At 68.7% G+C, this 13,941-nt stretch carries 17 protein-coding genes; 9 read left to right on the top strand and 8 right to left on the bottom strand.

The annotated features are described in order from the left end of the window. Nucleotides 1-2 precede the first annotated feature (2 nt). Entirely contained in the window at nucleotides 3-695 is a 693-nt protein-coding gene (locus ACWEQQ_RS02510) for a response regulator transcription factor (RefSeq protein ID WP_364623412.1), read from the top strand. After that, nucleotides 692-2,014, top strand: a complete 1,323-nt coding sequence (locus tag ACWEQQ_RS02505) for an ATP-binding protein (protein WP_452346884.1) — start codon at nucleotides 692-694, stop codon at nucleotides 2,012-2,014. The genes ACWEQQ_RS02510 and ACWEQQ_RS02505 overlap by 4 nt, the downstream gene beginning before the upstream one ends. Here the strand turns inward: ACWEQQ_RS02505 and ACWEQQ_RS02500 are convergent. Beyond that, the gene (locus tag ACWEQQ_RS02500; RefSeq protein WP_364623406.1) at nucleotides 1,980-2,549 is read right to left on the bottom strand and encodes a GtrA family protein; all 570 of its coding nucleotides are present in this window, start codon (nucleotides 2,547-2,549) and stop codon (nucleotides 1,980-1,982) included. The two genes, ACWEQQ_RS02505 and ACWEQQ_RS02500, sit on opposite strands and share 35 nt — an antisense overlap. 98 nt (nucleotides 2,550-2,647) lie before the next feature. Between ACWEQQ_RS02500 and ACWEQQ_RS02495 the strand changes: the two genes are divergently transcribed. The 4 genes from ACWEQQ_RS02495 (at nucleotide 2,648) to ACWEQQ_RS02480 (ending at nucleotide 6,593) form a co-directional block, all read left to right on the top strand. Further along, on the top strand, nucleotides 2,648-3,871 hold the full coding sequence (locus ACWEQQ_RS02495; RefSeq protein WP_452346883.1) for a 5-(carboxyamino)imidazole ribonucleotide synthase: 1,224 nt from the start codon (nucleotides 2,648-2,650) through the stop codon (nucleotides 3,869-3,871). Then, the gene (gene purE, locus ACWEQQ_RS02490; RefSeq protein ID WP_452346882.1) at nucleotides 3,864-4,367 is read left to right on the top strand and encodes a 5-(carboxyamino)imidazole ribonucleotide mutase; all 504 of its coding nucleotides are present in this window, start codon (nucleotides 3,864-3,866) and stop codon (nucleotides 4,365-4,367) included. Before ACWEQQ_RS02495 ends, purE begins: the two co-directional genes overlap by 8 nt. 192 nt (nucleotides 4,368-4,559) lie before the next feature. After that, on the top strand, nucleotides 4,560-5,264 hold the full coding sequence (locus ACWEQQ_RS02485) for a TetR family transcriptional regulator (RefSeq protein ID WP_452346881.1): 705 nt from the start codon (nucleotides 4,560-4,562) through the stop codon (nucleotides 5,262-5,264). A gap of 171 nt (nucleotides 5,265-5,435) precedes the next feature. Next, complete coding sequence (locus tag ACWEQQ_RS02480; protein WP_354831566.1) at nucleotides 5,436-6,593, top strand: acyl-CoA dehydrogenase; 1,158 nt, start codon at nucleotides 5,436-5,438, stop codon at nucleotides 6,591-6,593. A 108-nt stretch (nucleotides 6,594-6,701) separates the two neighbouring features. Here ACWEQQ_RS02480 and ACWEQQ_RS02475 read toward each other — a convergent pair whose 3' ends face one another. Continuing rightward, entirely contained in the window at nucleotides 6,702-7,217 is a 516-nt protein-coding gene (locus ACWEQQ_RS02475; protein ID WP_379382003.1) for a hypothetical protein, read from the bottom strand. Between the two features lie 312 nt (nucleotides 7,218-7,529). On the opposite strand from ACWEQQ_RS02475, the gene ACWEQQ_RS02470 reads away from it, so the two are divergent. Further along, nucleotides 7,530-7,850, top strand: a complete 321-nt coding sequence (locus tag ACWEQQ_RS02470) for a hypothetical protein (protein WP_354830095.1) — start codon at nucleotides 7,530-7,532, stop codon at nucleotides 7,848-7,850. On the opposite strand, the gene ACWEQQ_RS02465 is transcribed toward ACWEQQ_RS02470, so the two are convergent. The 3 genes from ACWEQQ_RS02465 to ACWEQQ_RS02455 all read right to left on the bottom strand — a co-directional run bounded on the left by ACWEQQ_RS02465 (nucleotide 7,847) and on the right by ACWEQQ_RS02455 (nucleotide 11,074). Continuing rightward, on the bottom strand, nucleotides 7,847-8,137 hold the full coding sequence (locus ACWEQQ_RS02465) for a GNAT family N-acetyltransferase (RefSeq protein ID WP_354830093.1): 291 nt from the start codon (nucleotides 8,135-8,137) through the stop codon (nucleotides 7,847-7,849). The two genes, ACWEQQ_RS02470 and ACWEQQ_RS02465, sit on opposite strands and share 4 nt — an antisense overlap. Before the next feature lie 46 nt (nucleotides 8,138-8,183). After that, complete coding sequence (locus ACWEQQ_RS02460) at nucleotides 8,184-9,503, bottom strand: FAD-binding oxidoreductase (protein ID WP_452347079.1); 1,320 nt, start codon at nucleotides 9,501-9,503, stop codon at nucleotides 8,184-8,186. Between the two features lie 107 nt (nucleotides 9,504-9,610). Then, the gene (locus tag ACWEQQ_RS02455; RefSeq protein ID WP_452346880.1) at nucleotides 9,611-11,074 is read right to left on the bottom strand and encodes an MFS transporter; all 1,464 of its coding nucleotides are present in this window, start codon (nucleotides 11,072-11,074) and stop codon (nucleotides 9,611-9,613) included. Between the two features lie 146 nt (nucleotides 11,075-11,220). On the opposite strand from ACWEQQ_RS02455, the gene ACWEQQ_RS02450 reads away from it, so the two are divergent. Together ACWEQQ_RS02450 and ACWEQQ_RS02445 are read left to right on the top strand one after the other, a co-directional pair. Beyond that, nucleotides 11,221-11,844: a TetR family transcriptional regulator gene (locus tag ACWEQQ_RS02450; protein WP_452346879.1), complete on the top strand. Its 624-nt coding sequence runs from the start codon at nucleotides 11,221-11,223 to the stop codon at nucleotides 11,842-11,844. Nucleotides 11,845-11,874: 30 nt separating this feature from the next. Continuing rightward, nucleotides 11,875-12,195, top strand: coding sequence for a GroES family chaperonin (locus ACWEQQ_RS02445; RefSeq protein ID WP_356997302.1), 321 nt, complete (start codon nucleotides 11,875-11,877; stop codon nucleotides 12,193-12,195). Between the two features lie 62 nt (nucleotides 12,196-12,257). Here the strand turns inward: ACWEQQ_RS02445 and ACWEQQ_RS02440 are convergent, their stop codons facing one another. From ACWEQQ_RS02440 to ACWEQQ_RS02430, 3 genes are all read right to left on the bottom strand, one after another. After that, nucleotides 12,258-13,046, bottom strand: a complete 789-nt coding sequence (locus tag ACWEQQ_RS02440; RefSeq protein ID WP_452346878.1) for an oxidoreductase — start codon at nucleotides 13,044-13,046, stop codon at nucleotides 12,258-12,260. 76 nt (nucleotides 13,047-13,122) lie between these two features. Then, the gene (locus ACWEQQ_RS02435; protein ID WP_452346877.1) at nucleotides 13,123-13,698 is read right to left on the bottom strand and encodes a TetR/AcrR family transcriptional regulator; all 576 of its coding nucleotides are present in this window, start codon (nucleotides 13,696-13,698) and stop codon (nucleotides 13,123-13,125) included. 60 nt (nucleotides 13,699-13,758) lie between these two features. Continuing rightward, nucleotides 13,759-13,941, bottom strand: a 183-nt coding sequence (locus tag ACWEQQ_RS02430) for an NAD(P)(+) transhydrogenase (Re/Si-specific) subunit beta (protein WP_379394958.1), incomplete at its 5' end; no start/stop codon positions are given.

Below are 13,941 nucleotides of genomic sequence, written 5' to 3'. Positions count from 1 at the left end.
GTGTGACGGGTCCCCGGATTCTGATTGTGGACGACGATGTCAGGGTGCTGTCCTCGGTGGCGCGGGGGCTCCGGATGTCGGGTTTCGACGTCGAAACCGCGGCAGACGGGGCCGCCGCGCTCCGCCAGATCGCCGCGTATGCCCCGCAGGCCATGCTGCTCGACCTGAACATGCCGAATCTGGATGGCGTGCAGGTCGTCACGGCACTGCGCTCGCTGGGCAACGACATCCCGATCTGCGTGCTCAGCGCCCGCGCCGAGGTCACCGATCGCATCGACGCCCTGGAGGCCGGGGCCGACGACTACCTCACCAAGCCCTTCGACCTGGGCGAACTGGTGGCCCGGCTGCGCGCCATGCTGCGGCGCGCGCCCGCCCCGGCCCACGTCACCGACGATCACATCACCGTCGGCCCGCTGACCATCGCACCCGGCGCGCGGCGCGCATGGGTCGACGGCACGCCCCTCGACCTCACCAAACGCGAATTCGATCTGCTCGCCGCGCTGGCCGCGGCGCCGGGGCAGGTCTTCTCCCGCGCCCAGCTCCTCGACCGGGTCTGGGGTTACGACTTCGAAACCCAGACCAAGGTGGTCGATGTGTTCGTCTCCTACCTCCGCCGCAAGATCGAGGCCGCCGGATCCCCGCGACTCGTGCACACCGTGCGCGGCGTCGGCTTCGTGCTGCGGACCGAGCCGTGACCAGGCTGCCGCGACGGCCGGTGTCGCTGCGCGCCCGGGTCGCGCTGGCGAGCGCCGCGACGGCCGCGGTGGTGGTCGCCGCCATGTCGGTGGTGCTGTTCGCGTTCGCGCCGAACGACGCGGCGAATCAGGTCGGCCGGGTGGTCAGCGCGATCGTGCTCGCCCCCGCCCAGCTGCAACCCGGCCGGTCGCTGCCGGAACCCGTGCTGCCGAGTCTCCCCTTGCCCGGCGGCACGGCTGCTCCCGAGCCGGGCCTACCCGCCGCCACGGAACCCGGGGTGCTCGTCGTGCGCGGCGAGCCGGGCAGTCCGGAGGCGGAGTACTCGCGCACGGTGGCGCTCGACGGCCACCCGGTGGCGGTGACCGTGTCGACCGATGTGGCCTCGGATTCGGCTGCGCAGCAGCGGATCCGGATCGTGCTCATCGGACTGGCCGCGGTGCTGCTGGCGGCGGTGCTGGGCTGGTATTCCGCGCATCGGGCGGTGGTCCCGCTGCGGCGGCTGACCGCGGCGACGGCCGGGCTGGGCGAGGGGCTGGCCCTGCAGACCCCGCGTCATCCGGTGGCCAGCGAGACGACGGAATTGGCCGAGGCCATGAACACCATGCTGGGGCGCATCGCGACCGAGCGCCGGCACACCGGCGAAGCACTGGTCACGGCACGCGATTTCGCCGCCACCGCCGCGCACGAGCTGCGCACGCCCCTGACGGCCATGCGCACCGACCTGCAGGTGCTGCGGTCCATGCCGCTGTCGGATGCCGAGCGCGCGGAGATCCTCGACGAGATCCTGAGTGCGCAGAGTTCGGTCGAGGCCACCCTGCAGGCCCTGGAACGGCTGGCGGCGGGCGATCTGGCCACCGAATCCGATCGGGAGGATCTGGAGCTCGGACAGCTCATCGATCAAGTGGTGGACGACGCCCGGCGCTCGAATCCCGGCGTGCTCATCGACACCGAGGCGGTAGAGCCCATCGTGCTGCGCGGGCTGGCCGCGGGGCTGCGTTCGATCGTCGACAATGCGGTGACCAATGCCGTCCGGCACGGCGGGGCGCGGCGCATCGAGATCGCGGCGCGGCGCGACGACGATCACGTCGTCCTCACCGTCGACGACGACGGTCGCGGGATCCCGGCACCGGATCGGGAGCGCGTCTTCGAACGGTTCTACCGGGCGAGCACGACGCCGGGCAGCGGCCTGGGTCTGGCCCTGGTCGCACAGCAATCCCGCCTACACGGCGGTACCGCGACCATCGGGGAAAGTCCGGCGGGCGGCGTCCGCCTGACCGTCACTCTCAGCTGTGACCCAGCTGTTCCTCGTTCTCGGTGACGAGATCTTCGGCCTCGTTGACGAGGTCCTCGAATTCGGTTTGCAGTTCCTGCATTTCGTCGGGGAACACCCACCGCTTCATGGCCCAGAATCGGAATGCCATTTGCAGCAGGTTGCCGATGATGAAGGCGCTGAAGAAGTCGGCGATGTTCTCGACGGTGAAACTCACATTGGGCTGCCGGAGGTCGAACACGTAGCTCGACACCCACAGCGGCAGCGCGGCGAGTCCGACGCCGATTCCGCTGACCAGGAAGAACAGCAGCGCTTCGTGGTGCTTCTCGCGCCCACCGCGCTTGTCGAAGGTCCATTCCCGGTTGAGGATGTAGGACACGATGACCGCGATCGTGCCCGACATGATGCGGGCCACGGTCGGCTTGGTGTCCATGATCGTCCATTTGAGGACGTAGAAAATGCCCAGGTCGATGACGAACGTGGTCGCACCGACTATCGCGAACTTGAGTAGTTCGTAATGGCGGTCCGCGAGGGCCCGCAGGGGGGTGGGCAGGCGGTTGACCACTTTGTCGACAAATGACACGGAGCGAGTCTACGTCTCTGGTCCACACGCTGTCCGGCCGGTACAAATGGGGGCAGATACCTGTCATGCGACCCGAGGGTCGGTAGCCGGTGGGTGTCATGACAACATGGTGCAGCGTGAGCGCCCGTTCCTTCGATTCCTCCGCGATGCCCACCGTCACCATGATCGGCGGTGGCCAGCTCGCGCGCATGACCCATCAGGCGGCCATCGCGCTGGGCCAGCGGCTGCGCGTGCTCGCCGAGCGCCCCGACGACCCGGCCGCCCAGGTGACGCCGGACGTGGTCCTCGGCAGCCACGACGATCTGGCCGCGCTGCGCAAGGCCGCCGTCGGCTCCTACGCGCTGACCTTCGACCACGAGCACGTGCCGACCGCGCACCTGGAGGCGCTCATCGCCGAGGGTGTGAACGTGCAGCCGCCGCCGCAGGCGCTGATCTACGCCCAGGACAAGCTCCGGATGCGGCGCAAGCTGGCCGAGCTGGGCGTGCCGATCCCGGCCTACACCGAGGTGACCTCGGTCGCCGACGCCGTGACCTTCGCCGACGAGCACGGCTGGCCGTTCGTGCTCAAGGCGGTGCGCGGCGGCTACGACGGCCGCGGCGTGTGGATGCCCGCCGACGCCGCCGAGGCCGCCCCGATCATCGAAGACCAGCTGGCCCACGGGGTCTCGCTGATGGCCGAGGCCAAGGTGGACCTGAAGCGGGAGTTGTCGGCCATGGTGGCGCGCTCCCCGTTCGGGCAGGCCGCCGCCTGGCCGGTGGTGGAGACCGTGCAGCGCAACGGCCAGTGCGCGGTGGTCATCGCGCCCGCGCAGGACCTGACCGAGGCCAGGGCCACCGAGGCCGAGGCGCTCGCCCTGCGCCTGGCCGCCGCGCTCGGCGTGACCGGCGCCATGGCCGTGGAGCTGTTCGAGACCCACGCCGGCGAGCTGCTGGTCAACGAGCTGGCCATGCGGCCGCACAACTCCGGCCACTGGGGCATGGACGGCGCCTGCACCGGTCAGTTCGAGCAGCACCTGCGTGCGGTCCTGGACTACCCGCTGGGCAGCACCAGGCCGCTGGCCCCGGTCACCGTCATGGCCAATATCCTGGGCGCGCCGCAGGCCCCCGAGATGTCCATGGACGAACGGCTGCACCATCTTTCGGCCCGCATCCCCGAGGCCAAGGTGCACCTCTACGGCAAGAGCGAACGCCCCGACCGCAAGATCGGCCACATCAACATCCTCGGCGACGACGTGGCCGAGACCCGGGAGAAAGCCGAGCGGGCGGCGCACTGGATGTCGCACGCGATCTGGACCGACGGATGGGATCCGCACCATGACTGACACCGCACAGGTTGGCCTCATCATGGGGTCGGACTCCGACTGGCCCACCATGGAGGCGGCCGCGGAAGCCCTGGCCGAGTTCGGCATTCGCTTCGAGGTCGGCGTGGTCTCCGCGCACCGCACCCCGCAGCGCATGCTCGACTACGCCAAGAACGCGGCCGAGCGCGGCGTCAAGGTGATCATCGCGGGCGCGGGCGGCGCGGCCCACCTGCCCGGCATGGTCGCCTCCGCCACCCCGCTGCCGGTCATCGGCGTGCCGGTGCCACTGAAGTACCTGGACGGCATGGACTCCCTGCTGTCGATCGTCCAGATGCCCGCCGGCGTCCCGGTCGCCACCGTCTCCATCGGCGGCGCCCGCAACGCCGGCCTGCTCGCGGTCCGCATCCTCGCCACCGCCGACCCCGAATTGCGTTCCCGCATGGAGCTTTTCCAGGCCGGCCTGGAAAACATGGTCCTCGAGAAGGACGAGGCGCTGCGCACCAAACTCCTGGGCTAGCGCCGCGATTCGGCGACGGGACGAGGCGGTGCGGCAAGCGCCGCCTCGAACTGTTTCGGCGTGATGTGCACATGCGCCGGGACCTCTTCGCACTGCGTGCTCGTCGTCGGTGACCGTGGCGCCGGATCGGTGGAACGGCGTGCCATCGCGAGGCGGTGCCGGGGCGGGCGGCGGGGTCGCTACGGTTGGCGGATGCCTACCGACCAGCCCGCACGGCCGCGCGCCGACGCGGATCCGACCCAGCGCCGTCTCACCGTGGTGGATCAGGCGCTACGGCTGTTCGCCGAAAAGGGTTACGAGGCAACGACGGTCGACGAGATCGCGGAGGCGGCGGGGATTTCGCGGCGGACCTTCTTCCGGCAGTTCCGGTCCAAGGAGGACGTGGTCTTCGCCGATCACGAGTCGCAGCTGGCGCAGGCGCGGGCATTCTTGGAGAGCACACCGTCGGAGGCGGCGCAGGGGGATCCGTGGGATGCCGTGTGCGAGGCCGTGGTCGAGGTGTTCGAGCGGTTCACGCAGTGGCGGGAGATCGCGGCCCGGCGCTACCGGGTGGTGCGGCAGGTGCCGACGCTGCGCGAGCGGGAGATCGTGACGGTCTTCCGGTACGAGCGGTTGTTCACCGACTATCTGCGCGGGCGATTGCAGGGGACCGCGGATCTGGAGTTGGTGCAGTTCACGGCCGCGGTGACGGCTACCCACAACTATCTGCTGCGGCGGATGGTCCGGGGTGAGTCGGCGGCGAGCCCGGCGGATCTGCGGGCGGCGCTGGCGGCGATTCCGCGCGGGGGACGCGGGCCCGCGCCGGCCTCGGACGAGATGGTGGTGGCGGTGTTTCCCCGTGATCTCTCGCCACGGCAGGTCGCGGACCTGCTGGCCCGTCGCCTCGATACGTTGTGAGACGCCCACAGTGGCGCAAATGACACTGCGTGCCACAGATTAGTTCGCAGGTACCTGCACGTAACTGCGATTTCGCGGCGTATACTCGATTTCGACTGGCACTGAGTGCCGCACAAGTTGGCGATGCTGGGCAACCAGCGGCGATCCCCCGAAGACCAGGAGACGAACCCCATGGCGGGCAACCCCGATTTCAACTTGTTCCAGCTCGAGGACTTCCACCACGAGCTGCGCGAGGCCATCCGCGGCCTGTCCGAGAAGGAGATCGCCCCCTACGCGAAGGACGTGGACGGCAACGCCCGCTTCCCCGAGGAGGCGCTGACCGCCCTCAACGCGGCCGGCTTCAATGCCGTGCACGTGCCGGAGGCCTACGGCGGCCAGGGTGCGGACTCGGTCGCCACCTGCATCGTGATCGAAGAGGTCGCCCGCGTCTGCGGTTCCTCCTCGCTCATCCCGGCCGTCAACAAGCTGGGCACCATGGGCCTGATCCTGAACGGCTCCGAGGAGCTCAAGCACAAGGTGCTGTCCGACATCGTCGCGGGCAAGATGGCCTCGTACGCCCTGTCCGAGCGTGAGGCCGGCTCCGACGCCGCCTCCATGCGCACCCGCGCCAAGGCCGACGGCGACGGCTGGATCATCAACGGCTCCAAGTGCTGGATCACCAACGGCGGCCGGTCCGACTGGTACACCGTCATGGCCGTCACCGACGCCGACAAGGGCGCCAACGGCATCTCCTCGTTCATGGTCCACAAGGACGACGAGGGCTTCGTGGTCGGCCCGCTGGAGCACAAGCTGGGCATCAAGGGTTCCCCGACCGCCGAGCTGTACTTCGAGAACTGCAAGGTCCCCGGCGACCGCATCGTCGGCGAGCCCGGCACCGGTTTCAAGACCGCCCTGCAGACCCTGGACCACACCCGCCCGACCATCGGCGCGCAGGCCGTCGGTATCGCCCAGGGCGCCCTGGACGCCGCGATCGCCTACACCAAGGACCGCAAGCAGTTCGGCAAGGCCATCGCCGACTTCCAGAACACCCAGTTCATGCTGGCCGACATGGCCATGAAGATCGAGGCCGCCCGCCTCATGGTCTACACCTCGGCCGCCCGCGCCGAGCGTGGCGAGAAGAACCTCGGCTTCATCTCCGCGGCCGCCAAGTGCTTCGCCTCGGATGTGGCCATGGAGGTCACCACCAACGCCGTCCAGCTTTTCGGCGGCGCCGGCTACACCACCGACTTCCCGGTGGAGCGCATGATGCGCGACGCCAAGATCACCCAGATCTACGAGGGCACCAACCAGATCCAGCGCGTCGTCATGTCGCGTCAGATCCTGCGCTGATCGCTTTTCGATCCGGCGGATACGCGGGAGGCGGCTCCGAGCCGGGCTCGGGGCCGCCTCCGTTGCGTTCGGCCCGGGTGAGGGAGTACCGGGCCGGACGTCTGCGAACTACTGCGCGGACAGGCTGCTGAGCAGGCCGCCGATCAGCGGGATGGAGTTGGAGCTGCCGGTTCCGGTGGACGGGGTGCAGCTGGTCCCGGAGGGTGCGGTCTGCACGACGGTGACCGCCAGCGGGCCCTCGGCGGTGGCCGCGACATGGGCCTCGGTGACGAACAGGTTCCAGGAGCCCGTCGCGGTGGCGGACGCGGGCACCGATTGCGACGGCGTCCACTGGAAGGTCACGTCCTGGCCCGAGGTGGAGGCCACGGCGGCGGACCACCAGGTGACGTTGCTGGTGGTGTTGGTGGCTTCCAGGACGAAGTTGTTGTCGCCGTACTGGGAGGCCATGGCCGCGGCGTCGGCCGCGGGGAAGGTGATGGTGTAGGTGGTGCCGGCGCAGTAGGCCGTGGAGGTCGTGATGGCGAGCTGCGCGGAGGCCGCGGGGGCCATCGCGAGGGTGAGCCCGGCCACGGCAGCGGCTCCGGCGATACCGGCGCTCGAACGAGCAAGGACCGACTTCTTCATCGGGTCTGTTTCTCCCCAGTTGTTGTCGAAAACCCCTGTGTCCAGGGGACTTCCGGACCCTAACCGAGTATTGAAACGTTAGTTCTTCACTTAGCCGGGAATCTCCTGTGAATCAGCGGGATTCGACCGCCGCGTGACGCGCGGGCCGCGGACGCGGCGAAATCTGTTCAGTAGCTGAAGGATTGCTCTGGCACTCGGCTCGCCGCCCATGTGCGGCAAGAGGGTTCGCCGGAACTTCTCTTCGCGGCTTCCTCGGGTAAAGCGCGGGTTTGAGGGCTGTTCGGGTGGGGATGCCGGGGGCACTATGGAGCCATGGCCGGAGTCGAAATCAACGACACCTTCGTCCGGCGCACACTGGCCGACGGACGGGTGGAAGAGGTCGCGTGGACGGAACTGGCAGAGGTGCGGATCATTACGGCGGCCGACGGCCCGTTCGCGGGGGACGTGTTCTTCGTGTTGATCGGGGCGACCGGTAAGGGGTGCGTGGTGCCCTACTCGGCCGCCGACACCGCGTTCCTGGCCAAGCTGCAGTCACTACCGGGGTTCGACGACGCGAAGGTGGGGGAGGCGATGGTGGGCAGCGCCGACCGGCATTTCCGGGTCTGGCAGCGTCGGCACCACCGCGCGAATTAGGCCACCAGGTCGGCGTATTCGGGGTGCTCCCCGATGTACTTCTCGACGTACCAGCAGGTGGGAATGATCGAGAAGCCGTCCGTGCGCGCGTCGTTCAGCGCGAACTCCACCACCTGCGCGGCCACGCCGCGGCCCCGGAACTCGGGAAAGGTGAGGGTGTGCTGGATGTCGCGGACCCTGGTGTCGCCGTCCACCCGCTCCGCGTAGTCGGCGTAGCCCGCGAGAGTGCCGTCCAGGTAGATCTCGTAGCGGGTCGCGTCGGCATTGTGCTCCAGCTTGGTGCTCATGACCGGTGTGAACTCCCTTGCGATGCGGATTGTTCCGGCGGGCCGGTCAGAGGACCGCGCCCGGATTGAGTATCCCGTGCGGATCCAGCGCGTCCTTGATCCGGCGAGTGAGCGCCATCACATCGGGGCCGAGCTGATCCGGTAACCAGGCCTTCTTGAGCCGGCCGACGCCGTGCTCACCGGTGATGGTGCCGCCCAGGCCGATGGCCAGCTCCATGATCTCGCCGAACGCGAGGTGCGCGCGCTCGGACTCCTCCGGGTCGGCGGGGTCGTGGACGATCAGGGGATGGGTGTTGCCGTCGCCCGCGTGTGCGATGACGGAGATGAGCACCCGCCGGTGCGCGGCGATCTCGGCGATGCCGGTGACCAGGTCGCCGAGCCGCGGCAGCGGCACGCCCACGTCCTCGAGCAGTAGCGGCCCTTTGCGTTCCACGGCCGGGATGGCGAATCGCCGTGCCGCGCAGAAGGCTTCGCCCTCGTCCGGATCGTCGGTGCGGAAAGCCTCGGTGGCCCCGGCTTTTTCGCAGGCGGCCAGCATGATGTCCGCCTCGTGCCCGGCGTGTTCGCCCGGGGCGTCGGACCGCGCCACCAGCAGCCCCGCCGCGTTCCGGTCGAGTCCCATGCGCAGCTCGTCCTCGACGGCATTGATGGCCACCGAATCCATGAATTCCAGCATGGAGGGCCGCAATTGGCCGGTGATGGCCAGGATCGCGTCGGTCGCCGCGGTGAGCGTGGGGAAGGTGGCGACCACGGTGGACTGCGGTGGCTGCGCGGGCAGCAGCCGCAGGGTCAGCTCGGTGATGATCCCCAGCGTCCCCTCGCTGCCCACGAACAGTTTGGTCAGCGAGAGCCCCGCCGAGTCCTTGAGCCGCGGCCCGCCCAGCCGCACCACGGTCCCGTCGGCCAGGACGACCTCCATGCCGAGCACGTAATCGGTTGTGACGCCGTACTTCACGCAGCACAGCCCGCCGGCATTGGTGGCCGCGTTCCCGCCGATGGAGCAGATCTCGAAGGAGGACGGGTCCGGCGGATACCACAGCCCGTGTTCGGCCACGGCCCGCTTGACCTCGGCGTTCAGCAGTCCCGGCTGCACCACCGCGGTCCGCGTCACGGTGTCGACGCTGATCTCCCGCATCTTCTCGGTGCTCAGCATCAGCGCCCCGGGCTGTGCGGTGGCCCCGCCGGACAGCCCGGTCCCGGCTCCGCGCGGCACGATCGGCACCCGATGCTCGGCCGCCCACCGCACGGTGGCCGCGACCTGCTCGGTGGTGAGCGCCCGCACCAGCGCGAGCGCGGTCCCGGCCTCCGGATCCAGCGCCCGATCCTGCCGATATCCGGCCAGCACGTCCGGATCGGTCACCACCATGCCCGTCGGGAGCAGACCGCGCAGTGTGTCGAGATCGATGTCCACACTCAGGAACGTACGGGCTTCCGGCTGATTTGTCCGGAAGCCCGTACGACAATCGGGAGTTCTCAGTGTGCGGCGGCGGCCTTCGGCAGGGCGAGTGCGGCGGTGAGCACGACGCCCAGCACCGCGGCCCCGCCGAGCGCGGCCATCTCCATGGCGGTCACGTAGCCGCCGGTCCCGTGGTGCGCGCCCAGGGCGCTGAAGAAGATCACCCCGAGAACCGTTGCGCCGATGGCGTTTCCGAACTGCTGCGAAGTGGTGAGCACGCCGGCCGCCATCCCGGCCTGCCGCGCCGGAATCCCCGACGACAGCACGGCCCCGACCACCGACGGAATGGTCAGCCCATTGCCGGTGCCGACGATCATCATGCCGGGGATGAGCGCGAGCACGGTCACGTTCTGGCCCATGGTGGCCAGCACGGCCAGGGTCAGCGCCAGCCCGGTGAGGCTGGTGAGCGTCCCCGCCACCATGACCCGATTACCGATCCGGGCGGCGACCCGCGGCGCGAGGAAGAACGAGCTGCCCGCGAAGCACAGTCCCAGCGGCGCGAAGGCCAGTCCAGCGGTGAGCGGCGCGAGCCCGAGCCCGTTCTGCAGCATGAGCGTCAGGCACAGCATGAATCCGGCGAAGAAGGTCAGGTATCCGCCCGCGATCACCAGTCCGAGGCTGAACCCGCGTTCACGCACCATGCCGGTGTCGAGGACGGGTTCGCCGCCGCGCGTGGCCAACCGGTTCTCGTAGCGCAGGGTGAGCAGCAGCACCGGGATCGAGGCGAGCATGCTGACCCAGGTCCACACCGGCCAGCCCTCGGGACGCCCCAGTGTGATCGGGACCAGCAGCAGTGCCAGCGCGGCCGAGATGCCCAGCGCGCCGATCGGGTCCAGTTTCGGCCGGTGGGTCGGCTCGTGCCGGGGCAGCCAGCGCGCGGCCAGGGCGGCGGCGATCAGCCCGATGGGCACATTGATGTAGAAGATGGTGCGCCAGCCCCACCCGAACAGGTCGGCGTCGAGCAGCACCCCGCCCAGCACCTGACCCGATACCGCGCCGATGCCGATGGTGGCGCCGAAAGCGGCCATGGCCCTGGGCCGTTCGTGCGGCGGGAAGAGCGTGTTGATGAGTGCGAGCATCTGCGGCACCATCAGCGCCGCGGTGCCGCCCTGCAGAATGCGGAAGGCGACCAGCGCCCAGGCATTGGGCGCGAGCCCGCACAGCAGTGAGGCGAAGGTGAAGGCGAGCATGCCGATCACGAACAGCCGCCGGTGTCCGTGCAGGTCGCCGAGCCGGCCGCCGGTGATCAGGCCCGAGGCGTAGGCGAAGCCGTAGCCGCCGACGATGAGTTCCAGTGCCGATTCACCGGCGTGCAGGTCGTGTTCCAGCGAGGAGGCGGCGACATTGACGACGAACCAGTCGAACATCGCCATGAACATGGCACTGAGGATGACGGGTAGCGCGCGCCAGCGGGCGGCGAACTCGAGGGTGCCGGTCGCGACGGGAGCCGTTGCGGCAGGCCGGTTTTCGAGGGTGGTCACGTCGTTCTCCCGAGCGTGAAGGGGGAATGGGGGTGGCGGGCGCGCCGTTGCGCCGGAAACTCGAGTCTTGTAACTAACCGGTTGGTTAGAGATATTCCACGGGGATCCCCGGCTTGTCAACCGGTTGGTTGGTTACCATCGAGGGCATGGCAGGCACCAGGGATCCCGAGGCCACGAAGGCGCGCATCTTCGAGGCCGCGACCGCGGAATTCGCGCAGTACGGGATCGCCGGGGCGCGGGTGGACCGCATCGCGCGCAATGCCAAGGCCAACAAGCAGCTCATCTACGCCTACTTCGGCGACAAGGAGAAGCTCTTCCATCAGGTGCTGGAGAAGACCATGCTGGCCGTGGCCGGCTCGGTGACCACTGATATCGAGGACCTCGACACCTGGATCGACCAGCACATCGACTACCACCGCGAGCATCCCGAATTGCTGCGCCTGCTGCAGTGGGAGGCCCTGGAACTGGGCCGGGAGCATGCCTCGGCAGGCGAATTGCGCTGCGGCCGTTACCTGGAGAAGCGCGAGAAGGTCGAGGTGGCGCAGGGCAAGGGCCTGATGCGCGCGGACATGCCGTCCGGTCAGGTGCTGATGCTGCTCATGTCGATGATCAACTATCCGCTGGCCGTCCCGCAGGTCAACGCCTTCACCATCGGCGTGGACGCCGATCCGGAGGAGCAGCGCGCGTGGATCAAGGACGCCATCCGCCGCATCGTCGCGCCCGAGACCGCGGCGTCGGTCGCCGGGCCGAACGCGGGCGCCGGGGCGTAACCGCTCGTACTCGCGCAGTACACTGCCGCGGTGTCCGATGCCAAGCTAGAGATCCAAATGCTGCACGACCGCGTCATGGTCAAGCTCAACCCCGAGGCGGGCGAGCGGCGCAGCAGTGGCGGCATTCTCATCCCGGCCACCGCGCAGGTGGCCAAGCGCCTGTCGTGGGGCGAGGTCTGTGGTGTGGGTTCCCATGTCCGCGCGGTGAGCGTCGGCGACCAGGTGCTGTTCAGCGCCGACGATCAGTTCGAGGTGGAGATCCAGGCGCAGGCGTATTACGTGCTGCGCGAACGCGATCTGCACGCCATCGCCAACTCCCACCCCGAGCACGGCACCGGCCTCTACCTGTAGTCGATCGAATATCAACGGCCCGCGTTCTTTTCGGGAACGCGGGCCGTTGTCGTACCGGTGTGTCAGACCGTCTTGATGATGCCGCCGTCGATCACATAGTCCGCGCCGGTGATGATGGCGGCCTGCTCGGAGGCCAGGAAGGTCACCAGCGCCGCCACCTCCTTCGCTTCGGCGATGCGGCCGGAGGCGATATTGAACTGCGCCGGAATGGCGTTCAGGAACTGCTCGTGGTCCATGCCGTTGGCCGCGGCCAGCTTCGCGCCGAGGTGGTCGGGGCCGCGCCAGATGTCGGTGCCGACCGGCCCGGGCGACACCGTGTTGACGCGGACGCCCTGCGGGCCGAACTCCTCGCTGAGCCGCTTGCCGAAGTTGGTGAGCGCGGCCTTGGCCTCGCTGTAGCCCGCCGGGCCGGCCGCCGGAATCCGGGCGTTGATCGAGGATACGGTCACGATCGCGCCGCGCCGCTCGATGATGCTCGGCAATGCCGCGCGGGTGGTGGTCACGACGCCGAACAGGTTGAGGTCGAACAGCTTTCGCCACTGCTCTTCCGGGGCGTCCAGGAACCCGCCCAGGGTCAGCTGGTCGGCGTCGCCGCCGCCCACATTGTTGACCAGGATGTCGATGCCGCCGAGCTCGGACAGCGCCGCCTCGACCGCGGCCAGCGCGCCCTCGGTGGTGCTCAGATCGGTGGAAACCGCTGCTGCCGCGACCTTTTCGAGCTCCGGGGTGACGTTGCGGGCCACGCCCACGACGCGCACGCCCTCATCGGCCAGCGCTTCGGCGACGGCCAGTCCGATGCCCCGGCTGGCGCCGGTGACGAGGGCGGTCTTGCCGTTCAGTCCGAGATCCATGATTCGTACCTTTCTTGAACTATAGGTCAAAAACTGGGGTAAAGGAAAGGGCCGCCGGATGCGGCCCGTGAGTCGGTCAGAGGGTGGTCAGTGCGGTGTCGATAATGCGGTACAGCGTCTCCGCGTCCGCGATCTTGGCCATGATGCGAAGGCCGCCAATGGTATTCATCAAGAACTCGCTGTAGGCCAGGGCGTCGAGTTGCGTTGGGACATCGCCGTCGCGCTGCCCCTGCTCGATGCGCTCGGTGAACGCCTCGACCAGGTGTGTGTGCGCGGCCGTCACCGCCTTGGTCGCCTCGGCATCATGCCCGCCGAGCTCCATGGCGGTATTCACCACCAGGCACCCCCGGCGGACCGGCTGGGCCAGATCGTTGTCGACGGTCCACCGCATCCAGGCGCGCAGTCGTTCGCGGGTCGTCCCCGGCTGTGACAAGACCTCCCGGGCCAGTTCCACCCCGGTCCGGTCGTAGAGCGCCATGCACTGGTCGAACAACTCCCGCTTGCTTCCGAAGGTGTTGTACAGACTGCCTTTTCCGACTCCGCAGGCTTCCGCGAGCTGGGCGGGAGAGGTGTTCGCATAGCCATGGGTCCAGAACGTCTCCATTGCACGTTCCACCACGGCGTCTTCGTCGAAGTTCCGTGGTCGGCCCATGAATGCAAAAGTACCCCGTTCCGGACCTGGAGGTCAAGAACGGGGTACTTCACGAAACCGCTACAGCGCCTTGAGTTCCTCGGTGACCGCGCCGACGGACTTCTTGGCGTCGCCGAACAGCATGGAGGTGTGGTCGGCGTAGAACAGGGGGTTGTCGATGCCGGCGAAGCCGGAGTTCATCGACCGCTTGAGCACGATCACGCTCTTGGCCTGGTCGACGTTGAGGACCGGCATGCCGTAGAT

It is taken from the genome of Nocardia sp. NPDC004123, from assembly GCF_053603795.1.
This window is presented reverse-complemented; position numbering and strand designations above follow the sequence as displayed.

Coding starts and splice junctions, on each gene's coding strand:
- ACWEQQ_RS02435 (WP_452346877.1), bottom strand. CDS start 13,698: ATGGGCCGACCACGGAACTTCGACGAAGACGCCGTGGTGGAACGTGCA.
- ACWEQQ_RS02475 (WP_379382003.1), bottom strand. CDS start 7,217: ATGAAGAAGTCGGTCCTTGCTCGTTCGAGCGCCGGTATCGCCGGAGCC.
- ACWEQQ_RS02485 (WP_452346881.1), top strand. CDS start 4,560: ATGCCTACCGACCAGCCCGCACGGCCGCGCGCCGACGCGGATCCGACC.
- ACWEQQ_RS02480 (WP_354831566.1), top strand. CDS start 5,436: ATGGCGGGCAACCCCGATTTCAACTTGTTCCAGCTCGAGGACTTCCAC.
- ACWEQQ_RS02460 (WP_452347079.1), bottom strand. CDS start 9,503: ATGGTGGTGACCGATCCGGACGTGCTGGCCGGATATCGGCAGGATCGG.
- ACWEQQ_RS02470 (WP_354830095.1), top strand. CDS start 7,530: ATGGCCGGAGTCGAAATCAACGACACCTTCGTCCGGCGCACACTGGCC.
- purE (WP_452346882.1), top strand. CDS start 3,864: ATGACTGACACCGCACAGGTTGGCCTCATCATGGGGTCGGACTCCGAC.
- ACWEQQ_RS02440 (WP_452346878.1), bottom strand. CDS start 13,046: ATGGATCTCGGACTGAACGGCAAGACCGCCCTCGTCACCGGCGCCAGC.
- ACWEQQ_RS02465 (WP_354830093.1), bottom strand. CDS start 8,137: ATGAGCACCAAGCTGGAGCACAATGCCGACGCGACCCGCTACGAGATC.
- ACWEQQ_RS02495 (WP_452346883.1), top strand. CDS start 2,648: ATGACAACATGGTGCAGCGTGAGCGCCCGTTCCTTCGATTCCTCCGCG.
- ACWEQQ_RS02450 (WP_452346879.1), top strand. CDS start 11,221: ATGGCAGGCACCAGGGATCCCGAGGCCACGAAGGCGCGCATCTTCGAG.